Genomic DNA, 24,175 nt, shown 5'->3' on the forward strand with positions numbered 1-24,175 from the left:
CTATTTGATTAGAGCATAAGTTATGCTCCTTAAGTGGCTTATTGATTTTACTCTTAATCAATAAGCTCTTTTTTTATCTGGGGGGCACCGTGATTCATAGTACTTCACTGGAAGGTGTTGTGTATGAGATGTACTTCCTTTAGAGAGTTTTGAGTTTGAAGCCTCTTCCTTTTTATAAAGGAAATGGTGGGCTGTTGGAGTGTGAAGAGACTGTCCATGAGTTGAGACAGTTACCTTACCGTTGAACACATCAAATATAGAGCAATTCATTGGCTCCATGGATAGAGATGCCTGTCGAGAGAAATTGACTTTGATGAGAGTGAACCTTCCTAAAGCACGTGTATAGGTCGTATGGACAAATTGCTTCACAGTACGACGGGTTGTATTTGATGTATGAATAAAATTTATAGTTTTTCATGAATTAAACTTTTGGATGTAGAGTGGCTTTTTCGAACGTTCGATTATATAGTGTATAATTTTCCAAAGACGGGGTTGTTGGCATCGATCATGCTAAATGGGTGATGAGACTTTATATTACTATATAAATATGGAACGCACATTGAGTACCCAATCGGAATTAACTACGACTAATCCAGAATATAACTTGTCCTCTATTAGGAAGTTTGTGTTATCGTGTATCATAATCACAGCACTTTGTTTAGTCACGGGTATAGGGATGGCCGGTGACTTTGATCTTAAAGTTGTCTTAGGAATAGGTGTAGTTGTGGTCTTTTTTCTGACTGTTTTTCTCTTTGGGAAGGTAATGAAGCAAGCTGGCGAGCGTGAGCAGGCTATTAAGTCCTACGTGTCAGCATTGGAAGTGGAGCGTAAAGCTCAAAAGCAAGCGAATGAAGAGTTGCTGGCTGCTAAGGATGGATTGGATGAATTAAACTCTTCATTGGAGCAGGCCTTTGAATCCCTTCAGCATAGTGCTGAGGAGGCGGAGTTACGTGCGATGGAGATTGAAGGTAAATCAGCTGAGTTACAGCGCCTTACTGAAGAGTCTGATACTATATTTAATTCGATTGATAATGGAGTTTGTTTGTTAGGTCCTGATTATAAAATTGGAAATAAAATCAGTTTAGCAATGTATGAGATATTTGAGACTGATACTCTAGCTGGAGTAAGTTTTGTATCACTCATGAAACCTCTTATCTCAGAGAAGGAGCTACGAACATTATCAGATTTTCTAGAGTTATTATTTGAAGGTAAAACACTTACTAAGCAGTTAGATAAATTTAACCCTTTGAAGAAGGTTGAAATAACACTGAATTGGAATGGAGAGAAGTTTTCAGCCAAACAGTTAGGTTTTAAATTTCAACGTATCATGGATGGGAATGAAGTTGGTGCGGTATTGGTATCGGTGACTGACCTGACAGAGTCAGTGATTCTCGAAAAGGAGCTAAAAAAGAATGTGGAGGAGCAGGAGAGACAGACAGTGGTTATTATTGAGATTCTTAATTCTGATTACAGTAAGTTAGATCCGTTTATTTTAGATGCAGAAAGTGAAGTTGAGATCATTAATGCGACTTTGAAGGATCTAGGGTCGAAGAGCGGTGGTGTGCCAGGGGAAACTGTTGATGAAATTTACCGTAAGATCCATAAGATTAAAGGAGATGCTAGTTTGCTTAAACTTCAATCAGTTGTTGATTTAGCTCACAGTATTGAAAGTCAGTTGTCTGAGTTACGAGGTAGTGGAGACCTAACTGGCGACAAGTTATTAGGCGCGCTGATGCACTTGGCTTCATTGAAAACACAGTTGGTTACTTATAAGAATGTGTCTGCATCTATTTTCCAAGAATTCGTACGAAAGCCTGTGATTAATGATAGCTTAGAAACTGAGGCTTGTGAATATAGTCTACAGTTGAGCGAGTTTGCACGTGAGAACGCTGCTGTAGTAGGAAAGAAAGTGAATGTCATCACAGACATTACGATGGATGACTTGTCGGAGGAACAAATTGCGACACTTATGAGTGTGATTACTCAGTCAATAAGGAACTCGATCGCACACGGTATTGAGAGACCCATGGAAAGACTCAAAGCTGGTAAAATAGAAGCAGGATTAATTACGGTTGTTTGTAGACCGTCTATTGAATTTCCTGATCAGTATGAACTGAGTGTTAGGGATGATGGTGCAGGCTTGGATCTTGCATCTATAAAGCAAAGAGCTGTAGAGCTAGAGATGATTTCCAAGGAAGAGGCCGCATCAATGAGTGGTTCAGAAGCTGTCAATCTGATCTTCAAAAGTGGGTTCTCTACGACAGAGGAGGAGACAAACCTTTCAGGCCGAGGAATGGGGATGGATGTGATAAAGCACACAGTGAATGATACTTTAGGAGGAAAGCTGAATATGGCCTTCTCCAAGGGGCATTACATGTTGTTGAAATGTGAATTTCCAGTAAGTAAAACTGCGAACGTATTGGAGGAGGTGATTTAATGAAGTTATTAGTAGTCGATGATTCGTTGATGATGCGCGAGGCTATAGCAAATGCTTATCAAGGGAGTATTTTCACAGAATTCGAGACCGCATCGAATGGTTTAGAAGCAGTGCAAGCGTTTAAATGTTTTCAGCCTGAAGTGGTCACTTTGGATATTACGATGCCCCATATGGACGGACTGGCCGCGATGTCTGAAATGTTAGAAATGGATTCATCAGCTTCGATCTTAATTGTTTCAGCGCTAGCAGATAGTCATACCGCTATTCAGGCTTTGAAGCGAGGAGCACACCAGTTCATTTGTAAGCCATTTGATACTAGTGATTTGAAGGAGGCGTTAGATGATTTAATTCAAGACAGGAAGCCGCAAGAGCAGGCGGCTTCAGTTGTGAGCGAAAGGCTGAAGCTAAAAAATACGATCGCCCATTCTAGAGTCTCGCTAGTTGAGAAGCCTGCGAAAAGTGCTTTGCCCAGACCTAGCGCGCATCAATACCCTTCTGGTTTTGTTAGCCCTCCTCAGTTTGGGAAGAAGTTCAAACACGAGACGGATTCAACGAGGAAGATTAAGCCTTTTAGTAGTACTTATGTGCAGATGCATAAGTTGAATCATTAACAATGGATTTTGGTTATGGATACAATGATTCAACGAAAAGGGTTTGTGGAAGATAACGCACGTTTCTTTATCTGGTCCGTTTGGAATTTTTTTAAGCAAACTTGCGATGAAGAAGCTGAGATCGGAGCTCCTTATCTTTTTGAGGACTTTGAGCATTCAGACTATACTGGTGTGATAGCCGTCTCGGGTTCCGAAAAGGGAGCTGTCTATTGGACAATGAGTGAGGGGCTTCTATCTACAGTACTGAATACGCAGTTTTCAGATATTTATCAGGAGGGGGGGGAGTCGCAGAATGCAGAAGCGCTTCGTCAAGATTATGCCGGAGAAATGGCAAACATTGTGGCAGGAAATGTGCGGAACTATCTAGGTGAGCATTTTCTAATTTCAACTCCAGTTGTTATAAAGTCACCTGGTGAGCCAGTGATGCTTCCAGACAATACAACGGGTCTAGTGCTTCCCATTACTTGGAAGGAATTCAAGTGTCACCTTATACTGGGTATTTAAAATAGTTATGTCTAATAGAAATGTTTTAGAGGTGGAAACTCCAATGTCAGCAAGAGTTTATTATGCTGGAGAATCACTGTTCAACTCGAGATTGAAGTTAACTCAGGAGTTGTGGAAGGCATTGATTAAGTTGAGGGGAGGGTCTTTTAGCGTTGCTGAGTTCACAGAAATATCTGCGTTGCTTCCCAATGAGTCTTCTCATTTTCTGAATAGCTTGTGCTCAATGGGGCTGATTGAGGATCGCACGCAGTTAGTGGAGTTTTCTAGTAGTGATTTAGCGAAGGTAGCCAGTGAAACCCCTCTTCCAGAGAGATCTCAAAGCAAGGGTATAGAGCCAAGTGTGAGCGAGAATGTAGTGGTCGAGGTCGAAGTGGATGAACTGATAGAAATCAATTAATATGGATGAACAAGAAGTGAGAGATGAAGGTGAACGACTAAGCTTGTTAGCTAAGGAGTTGTTGGGGTTAGTTGACTTTGGAGAAGTCAAATTCTGTGGGATATCAGAAGGTGGTTCTGTTATGTTGGTGGATCACGTTTCGAGCACGGCACAAGTGGGGGCTCATTTAACCTTAAATAGTATTTTTGAAGTATGAGTTTAATGGCTGAGTTACAACAGTGTGTTGATGCAAACAACTTACTAGGAGGTTGGGTACAGAAAGGGAGAGGGGTGACGCATGTCACAGAGGGCCTGGACCAGGACATTGCACTTAGGTTAAGCACTTTTGGTGTTTCGGCAGTGGAAAACTATAAGGGGGCTGATCGAGAGGTTGATTCATTGGTTTTTGGTTATACAAATGGCACGGTGCTATTGATTAAGCTCAAAGCCTGTCTTGTGGGCTTTGTTATGGCTTCAGAGTTCCCCTATTTGGATGAACTAGTCGAAGGTGGTAGGCGTATGGCGCTCAAAGCGACTTTAGAATTACTACAAGCTCCAGTTATCTTTAACGTTTTAGAGGCTAAGCCAGCCGCTGAAGAAGAAGTGAATTTAGAGGATTCTGAGTTCACTCGCTGGGATGAATTTATTGATGTGGCGAGCTCTGAGCTAACTCGGGTCCTCCATGCCTCACAGGTTGATATTTTTATTCGGAGACAATTGAAGGGGATAGAACCAAGGACAGTTGGTGAGGCCCGCCAAGCCGCAAACCGAATTGCAGAAGGGATTCCTGATAAGAGTAAGAAGGATGCCTTCCGAAAGATATTTGAAGAAAATGTGTCTAAACTAACAGTTAACTAACAAACTATTTATAATGATTATGAGATATTTACTTATCATGCTTATGATGTCGTCTGCAGCGATTGCTCAGGAAGCTACAGCTGAAGCAGTAGCGCAGGTATCAGAGTCTGCTGCTGATTCTATTACCTTAGATATGAACTTATTGTTTGTGTTTGTGTGTGCTGGGATGGTTTTTTTGATGCAGGCTGGGTTCTGTCTGTTAGAGCTAGGTTATGCACGGTCGAAGAGCTGCTTAAATGTGGTGATGAAGAATGCGACGGATATTTGCGTAGCTGTCATTTTGTATTTTGTGATTGGTTTCGGGATCATGTTTGGAGCGTCGAAGACCGGTTGGTTTGGTACAGAACTTCCATGGATTTCGGATTTTTCAGTGGATTCACCGATTTGGATGTTTCTTCTGTTCCAATCAATGTTCGTGGGTACGGCTGCGACTATTGTTTCAGGAGCATTAGCTGAAAGAGCTAAGTTCATGGGCTATCTGGTCTTCTCAGCTGTGCTATCAGGATTGATCTATCCGATCAGTGGACACTGGGCTTGGGGGAATTTATCAGGCGGCCTAGTGGAAGGATTCGGTTATGTAGCTGAAAGCAGCGAGTCCTCAGGTGGATGGCTCGCAGATATGGGATTCATTGATTTTGCTGGATCGACAGTGGTTCATGCAGTGGGTGGAGCTGCGGCTTTGGCTGGAATTATAGTGATTGGTGCAAGGAAGGGGCGGTTTGCTGAAGATGGAACACCCAAACTGGTATCTGGTCATAATAAGCCACTAGTGGCTTTGGGGACTTTAATTCTTTGGTTTGGTTGGTTTGGTTTCAATGGGGGTTCTGCATTAGAGATTAACGCTTCTGTTGGCCGAATCACCTTCAATACTCTTCTCGCTGGCTGTGCGGGAGGTTTGAGTGGAATGATTTGTTATTGGGGAATTCAAGGGCGCCCGAGTCCTTCAGCATTGCTGAATGGTATTTTAGCTGGCTGTGCCGCGATTACTGCTGGTTGTGCGAATGTGACTCCGATATCTGCGGTGTTGATCGGTTTGATAGGTGGGATTGTAGCTATCTTCGTGGAGTTGCTTTTACTTAAGGCCAAGCTCGATGATGTAGTGGGAGCTGTTCCTGTCCATCTAGGTGCAGGTGTTTGGGGGACAATTGCTGTAGCGATCTTTCATGAAGGTGGGTTTAGTTATAATCAGCTTTGGGTACAAACGCTCGGAACTTTTATCATCAGTGCATATGCTTTCGGAGTTTCATTCCTTACTTTTAAACTGATTGGAATGACGATTGGAATTCGTACTTCAGAGGATGAAGAAGCTATTGGTCTCGACTTTGCAGAACATGCATCGAGTGCCTACCCAGAGTTTTCAACAAATGTTGCCGGGGAACTTGATTAGCGGAGCTTCGATGAATTTATCATAATCTCGTAGGATAGAATATGAGTTGTAGGTTGCCAGGCACCGCGTAAATGCGGTGCCTGGCTTATTTTGTTGAGCAAAAGATGTAATAGTTTGTTCTTAAGATGCGTAATGTCTCTCACAGATCTATGTGAAAGGGGGGGAGGCAGACCTCGTTCAAGGCGCTGAATAAGTTGTACAGAGCTTAGCAATGAGATCTGGGTACTAGCCCAAGCAAGCATATGAAATATTTTTTACTATTCACACTTACTCTACTACTTACAGGTGCTATCCACGCTCAGTCGGACAAAGTAGCGAGAGAGAAGTACAGTTGGACTCTCGGCTATAAGCCTGATGAACTGATTACTTTTTACACACCAAAGCCTGACATGGATTTGAAACTTCATGTTTTCTATCCTGAAGGGCACAAGAGGAGTAACGAGACTCCTTGTATTGTGTTTTACTTTGGAGGTGGTTGGTCAGGTGGCAGCCCTGATCAGTTTTATGGTATTAGTAAATATTTAGCATCGCGTGGCATGGTGGCGATTTCTGCTCAGTATCGGACAAAAAAACAAAAGGCGATTCCGCGCGATTGTGTTGAAGACGGACGTGAGGCAATTCGTTATGTGCGGGAGCACGCTACGGAGATTGGTGTCGATCCGGAGCGGATTGCTGCGGGTGGAGGATCAGCTGGTGGGCACGTGGCGGCGGCTGTTGGCATGTGTCCCCAAATTGATGTTCACCCTAACAGCAAAGTTTCCAGTATTCCCGATGCATTGGTGTTGTTTAATCCTGTGTACCACAATGGCCCTGAAGGTTACGGTCACAGCAGGGTGACGGATTACTGGAGAGAGATTTCACCTTATCACAACATCCGCGAGGGCTTACCTCCAACGATCGTGTTTTTTGGTTCTGATGACCACTGCATCAAATTACCTTTGATCCAAGCATTTCAAACTGACATGGAAAAAGCGGGGAATGAGTGTGTTACTCATATCTATGATAAAGAAAAGCATGGCTTCTTTCATATTTCAAAAGGCGGAAGGAAGATCTTTGAGGATGTGATGAATAAGGTCGATGGGTTTCTGGTCGAGCACAAGTTTCTCAGCGGTGAGAGCGAGGTTGAAGCGTGGACCGCGAAAGCAATCGAGCATTACAAAGCTGAGCGAGGAGCAAAGCAGAAGAGTAAGAAGTAAGACCACACGCTTTTGCTAAATTGGCCTGTTAAGTCAGCAGTGGTCGGTGAGTAGAAAGCAAGTACTGTCGTCTTTACTGTGCATCAGTACTTTTGGTGTGCGAGTTGAATGGTATGAGGCTTGGGGGCGATCACAGATGAAAGACGGCGTGGTAGTTTAGTCAAAGTTGACGCGGAGAAGGTCGTTTCCTTGGTCAAAGAAAATGATTGGAGCTCCTTCCGTATTCGAGTCAACGGTCACGCATTCAGGTGTTCGTCAATGGCACGGAAAGGGCGAACTATTTGGATAAGACTCCGTCGGTTCCTTATACCATTCTCCCGGCTATTTTGTCGGAATGGATGAGTTTGATATGAACGCTAGTCAGCGGAGCTGATTACAATAAAGAGCGGAATTACTTCGGCTTTATTTCTGCGTTTTTCCTCAGTCATGTAGCCTGCTACAATCCTTCGTCATGCCTTGAGATGAAGGCCAAATTAACACCGCCATTCCGACAATCTATACACTCAAATGGTATTATAAAGGATACATCGCAATTGTTATGAAGCAGGGCAGCGAAGGAAACGTACAAATCAAGGGGCTTGCTTTTATCAAAAGCTCAATGGAGGAGTCGATCCTTCTGATCGCCCAGACCTAGAATAGACTTGGGGATTAATGCTTGGAATGTGGTGAAGACTTTTTCTGAGCGACTCTGTATGTGATTTATTACGAAGTTATTTGTATTATATAGCGAATTCGATGGTGAGATATGATATATGAGCTTTTCTACTTCGTAGTGATGAATAACGATATTAAAGTGCGCAGAATGACAGATGGTCTACTGTGTACTATTACGGAGTTCGAGTGGGTAGCTCGAGGTTTCAAAAATCCACAGATCAATTCACGCCAGATATATTTCCTATGATTAAGACCTTACTCGTTTCATGTTTAGCCATCAGCTCGGTTTCAGCCAAAGAAATTACTGGTGACGAATGGGAGCAAATGAGCCCAGAGGAGCTGCAGAAGTTAGTTCAACCATTGAGTCCAGAGGAGGCGATGAAGTCCATTGAAGTTCCGAAGGGGTACAAGCTTGAATTAGTCGTATCCGAGCCCACGATCATGGAGCCTGTTGATTGTGTATGGGATGCGAACGGCGATATGTACGTTATTGAGATGTCTACTTACATGAAGGATGCCGATGGTACTGACCAGTACGACAAAACTAGTCGTGTGATGAAACTGGTCGACACCGATGGCGATGGGAAGATTGATAAGTCGACCGTGTTTGCCGATGGTTTAATGCTTCCGAGGATGATTCTCCCTCTCGATGACCGGATTCTTATTTGTGAAACTGATACTTTAGATATTTACGCGTACAGGGATACCAATGGAGATGGAACAGCGGATGAGAAAAAAATCTGGTATAAAGGCGGACCACGAAAGGGGAACCTAGAACATCAGGCGAGCGGGATGATTTGGAATATAGATAACTGGATTTATTTCACCAAAGGTAGCGAACGTTTAAGAATCGTGGATGGAGAAGTGATTGAAGACAAGAGGGGGAATATCATAGCGCAGTGGGGCTTGGATCACGATGACGACGGCAATTTTGCTGCAGCACTTTCTGGAGGTGAAAAGAGTTTCCAATATTTCCAGAACCCTGTGGTTTACACTAAGAGTACATTTCCAAATGAGTTAGAGAAAAATTTCAACGCTGTGTGGCCTATTGATAATATTCCTGACACCCAAGGAGGTCGCCGTCGTCTACGTGAGGACAATACGCTCAACCATGTGACTGGTGCGTGCGGACATGGGGTGTATCGCGGTGAATTGATGCCTGAATTTTACGGGAATTACTTGGTGGCGGAGCCCGTTGGAAGATTGGTGCGCATGGCAAAAGTCGATACCTCGCAAGGATTTAAGCAGATGCAAAATGCTTACCCTCAGTCCGAGTTTATGCGTTCTGCTGATGCGAATTTTAGACCGGTGAATATCAAGACTGGACCGGATGGAGCTCTGTACATTGTCGATATGTACCGTGGCATCATCCAAGAAGGTAATTGGACTAAAAAAGGTTCATACTTACGTGAAGTCATTGATAAATATGGTTTGGCAGAGACGGTCAAGAATGGTCGTATTTACCGGTTAGTTCCAGAAGACTATACTAAAAAGTTCACCCGACCTGAAATGTTAAAGAAGTCCTCAGCGGAATTGATTCCTTACCTTGGTCACACCAATGGCTGGATGCGTAGCACGGCGAGGAAAGTGCTGATACTCCGAAATGATCAGAGCATTGTCCCTAAGCTTAAGGCTGCGTTAGAGAAGACAGATAATACTCAGGCGAAGATAGAAGTTCTGTGGACTTTAGAAGGCTTACAGGCTTTAGATCTCGATTATATTTTACCATTGATTCGCTCGAAAGATTCTCGATTTGCTGTGCATGCTTTACGAGTTTCAGATCCATGGCTAGCCGAAGGTAATACTGAGCTGATTGATCTTTACGAGAAGATCTATACTCACTCGGAATCACCGGAGTTGTTGACTCAAGCCTTGTTAAGCATGAAGACTTTTGGGCCAAGAGCGACCGCAGGACCTTATCTCGAGAAATTTTATGAGAAGCACAAAGGCACCGAAATGGTAGAGCATTACCTAGAGCAGTGGGCTCGCGATCAGAAAGCAGCACAAGAGGCTAGAGATCGTGCGGCTGCAATGAAGGGGAAAGGACCTTATTTCGAGAAAACGATGCAAGAGGGAGAGAAGCATTACGCTGCGCTTTGCTTCGCTTGTCATGGAGCCAATGGTGAAGGAGCTCCAATGGCGGGGACGGATACCACGCTTGCGCCGCCATTGGCTGGCTCAGCACGTGTTTTGGGTGATAAAGACACTTTGATTAAAATTGCGCTACATGGGTTGACTGGTCCAGTGGATGGTAAAACGTATCCAGGTGCGATGGAGGCCTTAGCGGCGCATGATGACCAATATATTGCCTCGGTTCTCTCCTATATCCGCAATTCTTGGGGCAATGAGGAGTCTATCATCACTGATAAAGAAGTGGGCAAAACACGCAAATATAATCGTAAACGCAACAAGCCTTGGACGCTTGAAGAGCTTGCAAAATAATGACGAGTTCGTTTGCTTACAGCTGATGCTGTCCTTGATGAAAGAGGAAAGCGTTTCCTCTGGTAACTAGTGACCAAAGGTCGAGCATTCTATACACAGAGCGTTTTTCTTTATATGTAGAGAAAGCGAATGACAGTGCATAGAATGGCGAGTCAGTCAGTTTTAAAAATCGATGAAAATGAAATTTGTAGGAAAATCTAAACTAAGCGCTCTCGCTTTTCTCATAGTAGGTGCGAGCAATGTGAATGCCGCCCCCATTGAGCCCACTTGGGACTCGATGGCTGAGAACTATCAAGTACCGACGTGGCTGCAAGATGGTAAGTTTGGGATTTGGGTGCACTGGGGAGTTCCTTCATCGGTCGACGAGAATCGCCCAAACGACGGTTCGCATTACGGTCGCCGGATGTATGGTCCAAATGATGGCGAGACTGGTGGACAGTTAGAGATGACCGAGAAGCTCGCGGCTTTCCATGCTGAGCGCTACGGGCCACCTTCTGAGTTTGGTTACGAAGATCTAGTGCCTTTATTCAAAGGCGAGAAATGGGATCCTGAGGCTTTAGCGAAATTTTTTAAAGACAATGGAGCGAACTTCATCATGCCGCTCGGTTGTCACCATGATAATTTCGACATGTATGATTCGTCTCACCCGTGGAACTCGGTGGATATGGGGCCGAAGCGCGACACCTTGCAAGAATGGAAAGACGCCGCGAAAAAGAACGGAATGAAGTTTGGGGTTTCGACCCATCTCTATTGGTCTCCGCGTTTTTTCAATACGGCACGCCAATACCAAACACCGGGCACGCTGGAGTCGAAGTTATTTAACATGAACTACGATCCGAAGATGTACGCCAGCCAAGATAGCTGGAATCAGCATTGGTATGATCGTTGTTGGGAAATTATTGAAAAATATGATCCAGATATGTTTAATAACGACGCTCCGTATCCCGATGAAAAGCGGGGTAAGGGGCTCGGCGTGAAACTGTTTTCAGATTACATCAATCGTGACTTGGAAGAAAATGATGGGAAGCAAACTGTCGTGTTCTCTTGTAAAAATGGCAAACTCGATCCTCGTGCTTTCACCTACAATTTAGAGCGCGGTGGTTCAGCTGATATCCGTGAGGAACCCTGGATGTGGGCGACAGACGTTTCTGGTGGATGGTACTATCGTAAGGATCAAAAGAACAGGATGAGCGTCCCTGTGATGGTCGGCAATGCTGTCGATGCTATCAGTAAGAATGGAGTGGTGATGATGAACGTCGCTCTACGTGGCGATGGCACATTGCCTGAAAACCAAGCGGTTTATCTCGAAGGAATGGGAGATTTCCTCCGCATTAATGGTGAAGGGATCTATGGTTCGCGACCTTGGAAGATTTTTGGTGAAGGTCCGTTAGAAGTGAAGGATGGGAGACAGGGGGAAAACCATAAGAAATTTTCTCAAGAAGACATTCGCTTCACCACTAATGACGGGGAGCTCTATGCCTTTGTTCTCGCTCCTCCTAATGATGATATATTAATCAAAAGCCTTGCAGAAGGTGGCGAGCTCGAAGATGAGATCTCCTCAGTAAGCTTGCTGGGAAGTGATGAGAAAATGGATTGGCAGCGCGATAGTGAGGGCCTTAAAATTAAGTTACCTAACAAGCTGCCAGGAGAAATTGTGAATGGTTTCCGAGTGGAGCTCAAGTAAGAGGCCAAAAGATTGCCCTACAAAACGCATCTCCCTGTGAGGAGTAGGTTTTTGTAGGGCATCGCTAAAGTTTTAGGTGACTTGAGGTGATCTATTTTTTACGAAGATCGGAAAAGACGTTGCCCGTGGGTTTAGTGGGAAGTGTGGCAATCCAGTTGGAGAGCTTTTTGGTGAGCATCTGGCTAGTTTCTGGGTCTTTGCTCGCTAGATTGTTTTGTTCAAGAGGATCTGCAACGATGTCGTAGAGCTCGATGTAAGATTGGTCCTGATTCGTGAGGAGTTTCCATTTATCGGAGACTACCGCGTAACTGGCCCAATGTTCAGATTTGCTAGGGTCGGAAAAGCGGTTGGTTGATTTCCAGAATAAGTCCTTTGTGCGAGTTTTCGATGCTGTTCCGAGGAGTGCTTCAACTTGCGAGTATCCATCGGCTTGGTAGCCATTAGGGAGTTCAGCTCCAGCAAGGGTGCTGAATGTTGGAAGTAGATCGACCGCAGAGATCATTGTATCGTTGTCGATCTTGTTTGCAGGGACTTTGTTTGGCCAACGTACTAGAAAGGGGACGTTAATCCCTCCTTCGTAGAGTGATGCCTTGAAGCCTTTACGACCCGCTGTGAGACCCATGGCGGCTCCTACATCGAAACCTGCTCCAGTGGCTGAATCATAGCTAAGACCTGGTTCTCTCCCTTCTTTTGGTCTAGCGGGACCATTGTCCGAGGTGAAGATCACTAAGGTGTTATCCGCGAGGTCTAATTCGTCAAGGGCGTCTAATACCTGACCGACTCGCTCATCAGCATAGGCAAGAGTCGCAGCGAAAATGCTGTCAGCGTCATTGGTTATTTCTGGGAACATTTGACGGTATTTAGGGATGACGTGGAAGGGGGTGTGTGGTTCGTGAATCCAGAGGTTGATGAAGAACGGGCTGTTTTCGGCTTGTGCTTTTTTCATGAACGCGATGGTGCGGCGAGCATCGTGATCGTAGGGCATTTGTTCTCCTGAGCAGTTGAATGCGCCGTATTCGTCATAGCCGTATTCAGCTGGTGACGGAGAGTCTGGGATCATATTATTAGAGAGGTGCCATTTGCCGAAATGGGCAGTTTTATAACCAGCACCTTGGAGCATTCTCGGCAGCATGGGAGCCGCAGTGTCGACCCAATCAGGCATGCCCCTTTGTTCATTGTTAGGAACCCAAGCAAAATGGCCGTCGACATTGTGTCTAGCAGGAAAGTGGCCAGTCATGACTGCAGTACGACTGGGTGAGCAAACGCCACTAGCCACGGTGAAGCGGGTGAAGTCTGAGCCTTCTTTCGCAAGGCGGTCAATGTTCGGGGTTTTGACGTAGGGATGATCATGGCAGCTGAGATCTCCCCAGCCCCAGTCATCGGCAAAGATGAAGAGGATATTTGGTTTTTTCGCATCTTTTGTTAGGGTGCTACTTTGGCCGAATGTAGGGGAGACAAGTCCGACTAGTAGACTCACTGTGGTTAGTATGGATTTTAGATACATGTGCTTTGTTAATGATTTTGTGTTGTAGATAGGTATCGAGCCAGCATGACTTATGCTTTAGCTAGCTCTGGGATGGTGCCGGTGCTGTGGCTAAATTTGTCAACGTGTACACCTGCTTCTTGCATGAGGGTGAGCCAATAATTGGCGAGTGGGGTGTCGTATTTTGGAAGTTTGATATGGCTACCGTGTTTGATGTTTTGCGCCCCTCCTCCGGTGAGTAGGGCGGGAACGTTTTTGAGTTCGTGGCCTGAGCGAAGGTTGCTGCCGTAACTGACAATGCAGTTATCATAAAGTCTGCTGCCATCGACATCTTGCGCTGACTTGAGGCGATCGATGAAGTGCGCAAAGAGCTCCATGCATTTTCTGTCTCGTTCTTCTGAGGCCTTGCGGCGTTCAGCTGAGAATCCGTAATGACTCAGAGAGTGGGCTTTAAGAGCTAATTCCATACCTGTAAGTACTGAGCACACCGGCTGACGGTAGGTAATGATGCGGGTGGAATCGGTCTGCATTGCGATGATCATCATGTCATACATCAGCTTGATCTCCTCTTCGCCTAACAGGTCCATTCCAGGAACGCCATATGGTGCTTCAGGCTTTGGAATGTTTGCCCACTTAGCTTGGCGCTCAAGGTCGAGTTCGATTTGGCGCAAGCTTCCAAAGTACTCCTCAAGCTTTTCTTGGTCGTTCTTGCTGAGCTTGCGCTTCATGCTGGAACCATCAATTTTTACAATATCGAGAACGCTTTTCTTGTGAGCGAGTTGGTATTCTAACTCTTCTTTCGATTCATTGTTGTTGGCGAAGATTTTGTGGTAGAGCTCGATTGGGGTGTTGAGCCCAGGGACGGGATTGCCCGCGGCATCCCATGACAGCGAGAGTCCATCACCATGACCTGAGTTTTGTAAACCGTCAGGTTCTTTTGCTGAGAGCACAAGTGATGGGAATCGAGTTTGCGTGCCTAGTTGTTGGGCTGCGAGTTGGTCACAGGAAATCGAGTTGTAGAATCGCTTGCCTGGAGTGCCAGTCACGTTGGCTCCAGTGAGGTAGGAGGTACTTCCACCGTGTGGATTTGTCGCTCCGTGATTCGTCATGTTAGAGACCATAGTGAGGTCGTTCGCGTGGCGAGCGAGAGGCTCGAGACCCTGGGTTAGGCCGATATCTGCGAATCTTCCTGCTTGGCTTGGATAAAAGGTTTGTTTGGTGAAGCCGAAGCCGCCGCCAAGAAAGACCATGCGTTTGGGGGCTACAGATTGGGTTAATGTTCTAGCAGATGCAAAGCTTTCGAGGAAGGGGAGTCCAAGAATGAATCCGCTGGCACTGCGAATAAACGAGCGACGAGTTACTGAATTGGTATAGTATGGGTTCATAATGTGGGTGTTTATTTTGATCTGAAGAGAGGGCTGGAAATAATGCGATAGATCATGGCTTGCAGTCTGAAGTCATCGTCTAGGCATTTAACGGTGAGTTCATGAATCGCTGTATCATCTGAAAACTCCATGTCCCTTCCGATTCCATAAGAGGCCATTGATTCAATGAATTCTCTGGCGAGTCTGTGTCTTTGAGTTTTGAGTAAGGTTTTTAGTTCATCGATGCCATTAAAGGTGATTCCACTGACCAGTGTTCCTCCCGCTTCGATATCTAGCTCACTTTTGCCAATTTTTTCGCGTGTTCTAAAGCGGCCAATGGCATCGAAGTTTTCCATGCCGAAGCCGATAGGATCGATGCGACTGTGGCAGGACGAGCATTGAGTTTGGCTTTGGTGCAGTTTGACCATTTCGCGGTTGGATAAGGGCTCTTTCACGTTGAGGCCTAATTCTGGCACGTTGGGCGGCGGCGGCGGGGGTGGGTCGTTGAGGATTTTATCGAGCACCATGGTGCCTCGGATTACAGGGGAAGATCTCTCTCCGTTAGAGCCCATTGTTAGGAAAGCTGTTTGGGTGAGGAAGCCTCCACGTTTAGTTTTTTGCGGTAGCGGGACCTTTTGAAAATCGTCTGATTGGGCTCCAGCAATCCCGTAGTAATGACCGAGGTGCTGGTTGATTACAACGAAGTCGGAATCGATGATGTTTTCCACTGGCAAGTTTTCCTTCACCAGGACCTTAAAGAATTCGTAGACCTCTTGGGTGGCGGACGCTTGTACTCCTTTGTTGTAATGGAAGTACTCTTGAGGGTCTACAGAGATGGCGTGGAAGCGATCGATTTCAGCCCATTGATCCATAAAACCCTTGAAGAAAGATTCCGCTTTGCGGTCGGCGAGCATGCGAACCACCTGTTCCTTCAGTACTTCGCTATGCAGTGTTCCTGATTCAGCGAGCTGATAGAGTTCTTCATCCGGCGGGCTACTCCAGAGGAAGTAGGAAAGCCGGATCACGAATTCTCTAGCAGTGATGGAATTGCTCGTAGGAGATTCTTGGATGTAGAGGAAGTTAGGTGAGGTGAGGACCACTCCGAGCGTCTTGCTCATGGCTTCTTCGTATCGATCTCCAGCCTCGATGTTCTGCTCAAAGTAATCGACTAGCTCATTGATGTACGCCGTCTCTGGGGTTTGGCGACGAAATGCTTCATAGGCAAATTTTTTGATCAATTCTCTGGCATTATCAGGCCCAGCTAGATCCTTGCCTTCTTTAGAAATGAGATTGCCAAAGAAATTGCTTTTTTTAGGGTAAAATGGTCCTTCGACGTCGACACGATCGATATAAATAGAGGCGAAGTCGGTTTTATCTCCAATTTGTCTTTGGTAATTTTTAAATTTACGGTCGTAAGTTAAGAATGGTGAGGCTTCGTAGAAAGTCACTGCGTTTCTCTTATCGTCTGACAATAATTTGGGAGTAGTGAGAAATTCAAGCGTCCCTAAGTTTTGTTCGGTTCCAGTGACCTTCATTACTTTATGCTCCGAATGGCTGCGGGTGCGCGTGTATAAGTAATGTCTGGCCTCTGGGGTGCCTGCTACTGTTCCCGCGTAGATTTTTAAGCGATAGGCTGCTCGTGGGTCAGCTTTATCCAAGTGGATAGTGGCGTCATCTGTTCCGCGTAAACCATTAAAGATATACGAGCCCTCGCGTCCTTTGAGCCGATCAAGATATTTTTCACTGAGGCCGTAGCGTCCTTCGTAGCGGTCTAGGAAAAGGCGTTTATCCACTTCATCCTTAAAGCCTACCTTTTTCCAATGCACGCCAGCTTCTAATTGTTGTTTCTTCTTTTGGGCATCTGCAATCGAGCTTTTTAGGCGTTTGTTTCCATGTTGGCCTGGATAGCGGGTAACTTTGCTAGGTTCTTGGTAGGGTTTCCCTGACCAATTGAGGCCTTCTCTGGCGATTTTTGTTCCGAGGTCGTAGTAGCGTTCAAAATTTACCGAGCTGAAATATTGAGCACTTCCGGCCGTATCGAAATTTTCTGATTCTGCGTCTTCGGGGAGAGCATTTTCTGAAATATGAATACCGAAGAGGTCGCGAATAGAATTCACATACTCCCGTCGGTTCAGGTGCCTCATGGTGATTTCGCCACCACTTGCTGTAAGTCGTTTTCTTGCTGTATTGAGAGTTTTTGTGAGTGTGTTGAGTACCTCGAGCAGTTCTTCTTTTTCTGGTTGAGGCTTTTCCTCTGGAGGCATTTCGTTGGCATTGAGAACATCGAGAATATCCTGCCAGTGCTGGGCTTTGTCGTTGGTAGAGATCGACCAGCTAATGTCGTCAAAACGAAGTTGTCCTTTTTGTTTCTCAGGGCCGTGACAGTTGATGCAGTGCTTTTCTAGAAATGGTTGGATGTGCTTTGTCGGCACGATAGTTGCTTGAGTAGTCTCAGCTTTGGAAATACCGACAATAAGATACCCGACCAAGATCATGAGGCGCGGGGGGCTGTATTGTTTTTGGAATTTCATATATAGGATGTGCAAATTCGGGATTGGTAATTAATCAATCGAGATAGCCCACATTTTCATTTCGTATTTTGCAAGCATTAGAGATGACACATACGATTGCTTGCAAAATTTTATATCTATGTTATGCGCCAAATCACTTTTTATAATGAGACAGTGCTATTGAGATGAATGGAAACGGCCTTGAAATCTAGGGTTTTTAGGGGTTAAATCATTCTTTCAATTGCATCCATTGGAGCCATTTTTTTTCCATGGTTTTCAATTTTTCTGGATGCTGAGAGGCGAGGTCGTTGAGCTCTACGGGATCGTCTGCGAGATTGTAGAGTTCCCATGGAGTATTCTTGCTTTTTGATTTTTGGCTGACGAGTTTCCAGTCGCCTATACGTATCGCTTTTGAGCCACCACGCTCCCACGCTAGGTAGGGGTGTTGTTTTTGCTCCTCGCCATTGAGTGTGGGCAATATGGAAATGCCGTTGGTCTTCTTGAGTTTTCTGCCACGAATTTCAGTGGGGTAAGTCGCTCCAGTGATTTCCATAAAGGTTGGGACAAAATCGATGAGGTGACAGACGTGGTCAGAAAATGAACCAGGCTTGGTCACTCCTGGCCAGCTGAGAATCATTGGCGCACGTGTTCCTCCCTCGTGACTAGTGGCTTTGTAGAGTCGGAAGGGAGTGCTTGAGGCGTTTGCCCACCCTTTGCCTACAGAGCGATACCCTTCGACTGGTCCCGGAGGAATGTTAGGGTCGGTGTTCGGTGGTTCCGCACAAGCTCCATTGTCGGACATGAAGATGATCATCGTGTTCTCGTATTGTCCGGTTTCTTTCAGCTTGTTGATGATTTTTCCAATTCCTTGGTCCATTCGGTCGATCATTGCCGCGTAAACGGCCATCAGTTTGGCTTGTTTCTGTTGTTCCTCCGCGGTTAGCTCATCCCAAGCATCGACTTCGTTATCGCGTGGCGAGAGCTTAAATTTCTCATTGATGATCCCCATCTCTAACATGCGCTGATAGCGGCTGTTTCGAATGGCATCCCAGCCGACCGTGTAGGTGTCTTTATACTTTGCTATGTCCTCTGGCCATGCGTGGAGTGGGTAATGTGGCGCGGTGTAGGCGACGTATAATAAGAATGGATTTTCTTCGTTTTTGTATTCTTCGAGTCGTTCAACGGCGTAGTCAGTGAAGGCGTCAGTGGTGTAAAAGTTTTTATCTTTTGGCGTGTAGCCAGTTTCTATCAATTGGTCCTCGATTCCCCAGATGCGAGCTTTGTCTCCCATTTGTTTTTTACGGCCAGGTTTGCCTTCGCCTGGACGTGCTTCAAGTCCTGGGTTCCAGAAGTTACAACAGCCATCGACTAGGCCGTAATAGCGATCGAAACCATAATCGGTTGGCTTGGGCCCTTGGTGCCACTTACCAGTCATGAGAGTACGGTAGTTAAGGGGCTTGAGAATTTCGGCAAATGTCGCTCCGACTCTTAGGCGTCCTAAATGAGAAAATTGGCCAGTCATCATAGCGGCGCGCGAGGGACCGCATTTGGCGTCGGTGTAGAAATTGCCAAAGCGCATACCTGCAGCTGCTAAGGTGTCGATGTTCGGCGTCTCAATTTCACCTCCGAAACAAGCGATATCTGAGTAGCCCATGTCATCAGCCATTATGATGAGAATATTAGGCTTTTGGGCGCACTGGGCAAAATGGCATAGACTAAGATAAATAATAAAGCAGATTAACAGTTTCATAAGCTTATAAGCGATGGGGGGCAAAGTGTAACCGATCAAAGATGGTAAAGGTTACGATGAAAAAGCCCCGCCGGAATTCATTCCGACGAGGTCTCCACATATGAAAAAAGAGGTAGAATAATAGGGTTTAGTGGTGACGAAGTATCAGTGTGTTTTCACCTAGGCCAATCAAGGCCGAGGTTGATGATTCAGCAACACTTACAACTCTCCCTTCTAGGGAAATATTATCGAGTTGATGGATGCGTCGAGAGAGTTGTTTGGAGCCATCCTTGAGGTAAATACGAAATTCAACAACATCTCCATTAGTGAGGCCAGCGAATTGAGGTTTGGAGAGGCTGAGAGTGGCTGTCTGCAGCCCAGCATCTGAGGTGTTACTAGTTCCTCCAATGACGTCAACGATCCCACTGTATCCAGATAGGTTTGAATAGACTGCGGATTCAAAATTTAAGGGTGTAGTGGTGATATAATCATAACTGAAAGTAGTGAGTGTCAGTGTTTCGCCAGCCACTAGGTTTTGTACGATGAATTTAAACTGCTGCCATTGCGCTTCGCTGTCCGATGCGTCTACATTGGTTGCACTGATACCAGCAGGTTCATCTTCTTGATTGGCATGAACTTTGGATGTCCCTTCAGAAATTGTGTTGGCCTCAGCGGAGTTGCTCAGATCCCAAGTGCTCGCAGAGCTATACTTGGAAGTGTCGCTAGATTTCGCAGAATTATCATTAAAAGTAAAACGAGCCAAGACCTCAGCCTGACAGAGTGTCGTGCTGGTGAGAATGGTGGTGATGACTAAGGTGGGTTTCATTATGACTTTTTTCTGCGTATTGGTTTACTCAGAATGTATGATATGGATGAAATCCTATTCTTTGATTGCTGACAATGAGGACAGGCGACAAGGTGCTTAATAAAAAGCGACACTTTGGGGTGTCGTGTGAATGAATGTGAACGTTTCCTGTAGAGGTTGTTGTGGAGACTATTTACTTTTGGTTGATTACCTAGTTCGAGTCATCCACAGCAGCGAGAGTGAGAAGCTCGAATCGAGCCAGTTAATGTTGTTATTTGCCCCCGATATAGAAGAAAGCTAGAAGCTGCCGATGGGAACGAAGGACCACAGGCGGTTAAATTTCAACAGAAACCATGAGTCCTAGCTCAACGAAAGCCTCGCCGGAACGGATTCCGACGAGGCCCACATATGAAGAAAAGTTTAGTGTTACTCTAGCGGCGACGGCGCAGGGTGAGAGCTAAGCCGCCGAGGCCGAGAAGTGCTGTGGAAGATGGCTCTGGGACGGCAGCAACTAATGTAAGTTGGTAAACAGCGCTTCCTGAAACATTATTCGCTGTTTCTCCATTTAGCTCATCAATGAATAAGGCTGTAACATCGTTTCCTGTTCCAAAATTGGTGGTCAGTCTGAGACTATCAGTGGTATTATCAAAGTCTGCGAAGTAATTATAATCGATTTCTAACAGAATCTCGCCGTTCACATCATTCTCTACAATGGAGATTGAGTTGATGCTAAAAAATTCATCCCCTGCATTGGTTCGTTGTTCTAGCGAAACAGTTCCAGAGTTAGTTCCATTGAGGTTAATAGTTCCTGACTGGAAGATGAATTGGCCATCATCAAGCTTGAAGCCTAGATCTCCAGACGGATTAAAGATGTAACCATTTGTTTGCCCTCCTCCTGAGGTTGGATTAACCGAAGTGAGAGTAATTGTGTAGTTGCCATTTGTCGCTAGTGCAGCTGCGTTACCGCCAGTGATGACCTCACCGTTAGCTACATCTGTAACGAGTGTATTATCGATGATAGGGTTGTTTGTCGCATTTGATGAGGTTGGATTACTCGCAGAAAAATCTTGATAGTAGAGAGTAGCTGCTTGCGAGATGCTAGCTGATGCGAGTAGAGAGGTGATTATTACGGAGGATTTCATCATGATAGTTTTATGTGTTTTTTGATTTACCTAGAAAAGGTTGTGTACATAAGAGACTAATTCTTAATTCCTGACAATGATCGCTGGCGACAAGGTTATTCATTAAATGCGACACTTTGTCTAATGGCGTGTCTGAGACAGTAAAATGGAGGCAATGGTAGGTAAGGTTATGTCCAGTATCATTTATAGGGGGGATGTATGGCTTATGTCACAGGATATTTTTGTTATAACGAAAAAGCCTCGCCGGAACGGATTCCGGCGAGGCCCACATATGAAGAAAAGTTTAGTGTTACTCTAGCGGCGACGGCGCAGGATAAGTGTAAATCCACCAAGGCCAAGCAGAGCTGTGGAGGATGGTTCTGGAACACTGGCCACTGAGATATTGTCAATAGCGACAGTTTCGTTTGAATTTGCATTTAAATTGAATAGCACTTCGAGCTGAAGACTATTTCCCGCAATAAAGTTTTGCTCAATTGTCTGTGTTATCCCGAATGTGGTATTTCCTCCAGTTTGACCATTGAAATTATCATTCGCTGTAATTAAATCACCTAGAGATACCGCTGGCCCGCCATCCACGGAGTAAAAAATTTCTACTATGTCTTCAGCTTCGTAAAAGCCGAGAGCCCCAGCAGGAGTAACGTCGATATTAAAATTTAGTTGTTGGCCTGAAAAAGAGGTAGTGTCAATAAGAGGAGAAATCCAGCTAGCGCCTTCATCGTTAGTTGCTGAATCGCCTCCTGCATTTGTATTAGTCGCTCTAAAGTGTTCGCCAATATCCACACCTTGGTTTGTTGTCGCAGTTGTTACACCAAAGACACTCGGGTTACCGTCAAGGTTGACTGACCAATCAACTGAACTTGTATCATTTTCTCCTTGTCCAGTCTGTCCTGTGAAGTCTTCAGAGTAGATAACCGCAGCCTGAGAGATGCCAGCACTTGCGAGTAGAGAGGTGATTATTGTGGAGGATTTCATTATCTTTGTATGTTTTAATTTCATTTACCTAGAACGGGTTAAGTACATGAGAAACTAATTCTTAAATCCTGACAATGATCGCTGGCGACAAGCTTATTCATTAAGTGCGACACTTTGTTTAATGGCGTGTCTGAGGCTGTAAAATGGAGGTAATGGTAGATTAGTCGTATACATAGAGAAAGCTAATAGACTCGGTGGGTCCATACTTCTCCATGTGGAAAAGCGCTTTACTTCATTGTCTGTTGAAGTGTCTACGATGCATGAGATCGTTAAGTTAAAAGCCAATAAGTGTAGAGGACGATGGCGCAGTGAGGGTGATTGCTTGACTTGTTAGATTGCTTAGCCTGTTAGATGAACGTCTCAGGCTTGAAAGTTCGCACGGTGTTTGGCGTGCAGAAACTTGGAGAGAGGTGTCCCATTCTATTTTTCCTTCACTAAGCTCTCTTGATAGGCTGGGTTTGTTTTGGGCATGGAAGCGATTGCTTTCTTAAAGGACGCGTGGATTTTCTTTTGTTCGTCCGTGAGCGTTTCAAGAGGGATCGGTTTCTCTTCTTCACGGTCGTTCACGATGTCGTAAAAGAGACCATTTTTGTGAAGTTTGTACTGCTGGTTGTGGACCCAGATGAGTTCTTTTTGGCCTAGTTCATCAGGGATCCAACTGTAGCTTTTCGGCCAGTAGTATTGGAAAATACATTCACGTGGGTTACCTTTCTCTCCTTTGCACTGTGGCCAGAAGCTAAGGCCATCGATTGTGACATCAGGAAGTTTGGCCTTGGTGATTTCTGCGAGAGTGGGGAGGACATCGGAGAAATCGATAATATCACTACATCGAGTGCCGGCGGGGATGCTTCCAGGGTTCCAAACGACCATGGGGGAGTGGGTGCCACGGTCGTGAGGGACTCCTTTTTTGCCATCCACTGTCTTACCGAAAGATTCATAAGTTAGAGCGCGGTTGGTGCCATTGTCGGAGCAGAAAAGGATGACTGTCTCTTCTGCGATCCCCATTTCCTTCACTCCGTCGATAATCCTTCCGACACATTGATCCATGTATTTGATCATGTCGGCGAAATTTTTCTGAGGGTCTTTTTCCGTGCGTTGCTCACTGTCTGGAGTGGTCACAAAGGGACCGTGAACGAGTAACATCGGGTAATAGACTAAAAATGGTTCATCCTTGTTTTTGGCGATAAATTTGAGGATCGATTTCACACAGAGATCGGGGCCGAAGTCGTCTTTATCGAAGGTGACGAACTTACCGTTGAGGTCGAAGCTGGGCTTCCAGTAGCGGCTCTCTCGTCCGAGCTCGGTATTCCAGAGCATCCATGAATCAAAGCCTGCGTCTTTCGTTGCAGTACCACCTTTGTCGTCGAGCTGCCACTTGCCTGCACAATGGGTTTTATAGCCAGCAGCTTTGAGCATTTCAACAAAGCTTATTTCTTCGGAGGGCAGTATGCCAAAGCCCTTGTAGTTACGAATACCACTGCGGCCAGTCATGATTTTTACTCGGCTCGGGGTGCATTTTGGTGTGGAATAGGCGTGTTCGAAGGTGATGCCCTCCTTCGCCATTTGATCGAGTCGCGGAGTCCAGGATTCGCGGGCTCCGTAGGCACCGAAGTTGTTATCATAGGCAATGTCATCGGCCATGATGACAATGACATTTTTCTTAGGCGAACAGATAGCGAGGGAGCTCAGAAAGAGAGTTATAATAAGAGAGCCTGTTAGTTTTTTCATCTGTTATGGGTTTTAGTCAGAAGTTTAGATTAGTTGTGAAATGGCGATAGCGTGTTCTTGTAGCAGAGTGTCTAAGGTCGGGGAGGAAGCACCGTATGGTGGTGCAGGTGAGGATGGTAGGAAAACTAAGATGGGGGCATTACGGTTTTCGTCTGCGTGCTTGTTCACTCGGAAGGTGTAATACTGGTTAAAACCTATTCTTTGATTCGTGACAATGAGGACAGGCGTCAAGGTGGTTACTCATAAGCGACAGCCATGAAAAAGTGAGATGTGAGCGCTTTCTTCTAACGGAG

Annotated in this window: 19 protein-coding genes; 10 read left to right on the plus strand and 9 right to left on the minus strand. The window is 45.4% G+C overall.

The window, feature by feature from the left end:
- Positions 1 to 676 precede the first annotated feature (676 nt).
- The 10 genes from ACFPK9_RS14615 (at position 677) to ACFPK9_RS14660 (ending at position 12,149) form a co-directional block, all read left to right on the plus strand.
- Positions 677 to 2,437 carry an ATP-binding protein gene (locus tag ACFPK9_RS14615; protein WP_377095907.1) on the plus strand — a complete coding sequence of 587 codons (1,761 nt, stop codon included), beginning with the start codon at positions 677 to 679 and terminating at the stop codon, positions 2,435 to 2,437.
- On the plus strand, positions 2,437 to 3,048 hold the full coding sequence (locus ACFPK9_RS14620) for a response regulator transcription factor (RefSeq protein ID WP_377095910.1): 612 nt from the start codon (positions 2,437 to 2,439) through the stop codon (positions 3,046 to 3,048). The genes ACFPK9_RS14615 and ACFPK9_RS14620 overlap by 1 nt, the downstream gene beginning before the upstream one ends.
- A 15-nt stretch (positions 3,049 to 3,063) precedes the next feature.
- The gene (locus ACFPK9_RS14625; RefSeq protein WP_377095913.1) at positions 3,064 to 3,552 is read left to right on the plus strand and encodes a chemotaxis protein CheX; all 489 of its coding nucleotides are present in this window, start codon (positions 3,064 to 3,066) and stop codon (positions 3,550 to 3,552) included.
- Between the two features lie 7 nt (positions 3,553 to 3,559).
- Positions 3,560 to 3,949 carry a hypothetical protein gene (locus ACFPK9_RS14630; protein WP_377095916.1) on the plus strand — a complete coding sequence of 130 codons (390 nt, stop codon included), beginning with the start codon at positions 3,560 to 3,562 and terminating at the stop codon, positions 3,947 to 3,949.
- A gap of 1 nt (position 3,950) precedes the next feature.
- A complete protein-coding gene (locus tag ACFPK9_RS14635) occupies positions 3,951 to 4,145 on the plus strand; it encodes a hypothetical protein (RefSeq protein WP_377095918.1) in 195 nt (64 codons plus the stop codon).
- Positions 4,146 to 4,150: 5 nt separating this feature from the next.
- Positions 4,151 to 4,786 (plus strand): hypothetical protein, encoded by a 636-nt coding sequence (locus ACFPK9_RS14640; protein ID WP_377095921.1) that lies wholly within the window; start codon positions 4,151 to 4,153, stop codon positions 4,784 to 4,786.
- Between the two features lie 19 nt (positions 4,787 to 4,805).
- A complete protein-coding gene (locus ACFPK9_RS14645) occupies positions 4,806 to 6,173 on the plus strand; it encodes an ammonium transporter (RefSeq protein WP_377095924.1) in 1,368 nt (455 codons plus the stop codon).
- A 242-nt stretch (positions 6,174 to 6,415) separates the two neighbouring features.
- On the plus strand, positions 6,416 to 7,369 hold the full coding sequence (locus ACFPK9_RS14650; protein ID WP_377095927.1) for an alpha/beta hydrolase: 954 nt from the start codon (positions 6,416 to 6,418) through the stop codon (positions 7,367 to 7,369).
- A gap of 897 nt (positions 7,370 to 8,266) precedes the next feature.
- On the plus strand, positions 8,267 to 10,465 hold the full coding sequence (locus tag ACFPK9_RS14655; protein WP_377095929.1) for a DUF7133 domain-containing protein: 2,199 nt from the start codon (positions 8,267 to 8,269) through the stop codon (positions 10,463 to 10,465).
- A gap of 172 nt (positions 10,466 to 10,637) precedes the next feature.
- The gene (locus ACFPK9_RS14660) at positions 10,638 to 12,149 is read left to right on the plus strand and encodes an alpha-L-fucosidase (protein ID WP_377095932.1); all 1,512 of its coding nucleotides are present in this window, start codon (positions 10,638 to 10,640) and stop codon (positions 12,147 to 12,149) included.
- Between the two features lie 91 nt (positions 12,150 to 12,240).
- On the opposite strand, the gene ACFPK9_RS14665 is transcribed toward ACFPK9_RS14660, so the two are convergent.
- The 9 genes from ACFPK9_RS14665 to ACFPK9_RS14705 all read right to left on the minus strand — a co-directional run bounded on the left by ACFPK9_RS14665 (position 12,241) and on the right by ACFPK9_RS14705 (position 24,050).
- The gene (locus tag ACFPK9_RS14665; RefSeq protein WP_377095934.1) at positions 12,241 to 13,653 is read right to left on the minus strand and encodes a sulfatase family protein; all 1,413 of its coding nucleotides are present in this window, start codon (positions 13,651 to 13,653) and stop codon (positions 12,241 to 12,243) included.
- A gap of 50 nt (positions 13,654 to 13,703) precedes the next feature.
- Positions 13,704 to 15,017, minus strand: a complete 1,314-nt coding sequence (locus ACFPK9_RS14670; protein ID WP_377095937.1) for a DUF1552 domain-containing protein — start codon at positions 15,015 to 15,017, stop codon at positions 13,704 to 13,706.
- An 11-nt stretch (positions 15,018 to 15,028) separates the two neighbouring features.
- Positions 15,029 to 17,527 (minus strand): DUF1592 domain-containing protein, encoded by a 2,499-nt coding sequence (locus tag ACFPK9_RS14675; RefSeq protein ID WP_377095940.1) that lies wholly within the window; start codon positions 17,525 to 17,527, stop codon positions 15,029 to 15,031.
- Between the two features lie 208 nt (positions 17,528 to 17,735).
- A complete protein-coding gene (locus ACFPK9_RS14680) occupies positions 17,736 to 19,256 on the minus strand; it encodes an arylsulfatase (RefSeq protein ID WP_377095943.1) in 1,521 nt (506 codons plus the stop codon).
- Positions 19,257 to 19,383: 127 nt separating this feature from the next.
- A complete protein-coding gene (locus ACFPK9_RS14685) occupies positions 19,384 to 20,061 on the minus strand; it encodes a hypothetical protein (protein WP_377095946.1) in 678 nt (225 codons plus the stop codon).
- Positions 20,062 to 20,471: 410 nt separating this feature from the next.
- Entirely contained in the window at positions 20,472 to 21,185 is a 714-nt protein-coding gene (locus tag ACFPK9_RS14690; RefSeq protein ID WP_377095949.1) for a PEP-CTERM sorting domain-containing protein, read from the minus strand.
- A 291-nt stretch (positions 21,186 to 21,476) separates the two neighbouring features.
- Positions 21,477 to 22,178: a PEP-CTERM sorting domain-containing protein gene (locus ACFPK9_RS14695; RefSeq protein ID WP_377095952.1), complete on the minus strand. Its 702-nt coding sequence runs from the start codon at positions 22,176 to 22,178 to the stop codon at positions 21,477 to 21,479.
- Between the two features lie 396 nt (positions 22,179 to 22,574).
- Positions 22,575 to 23,882, minus strand: a complete 1,308-nt coding sequence (locus tag ACFPK9_RS14700) for a sulfatase family protein (RefSeq protein ID WP_377095955.1) — start codon at positions 23,880 to 23,882, stop codon at positions 22,575 to 22,577.
- A gap of 24 nt (positions 23,883 to 23,906) precedes the next feature.
- Positions 23,907 to 24,050 carry a hypothetical protein gene (locus ACFPK9_RS14705; protein WP_377095958.1) on the minus strand — a complete coding sequence of 48 codons (144 nt, stop codon included), beginning with the start codon at positions 24,048 to 24,050 and terminating at the stop codon, positions 23,907 to 23,909.
- Between the last annotated feature and the right edge of the window lie 125 nt (positions 24,051 to 24,175).

The sequence above is a fragment of the Rubritalea spongiae genome (genome assembly GCF_042652385.1).
Lineage (GTDB): Bacteria > Verrucomicrobiota > Verrucomicrobiia > Verrucomicrobiales > Akkermansiaceae > Rubritalea > Rubritalea spongiae.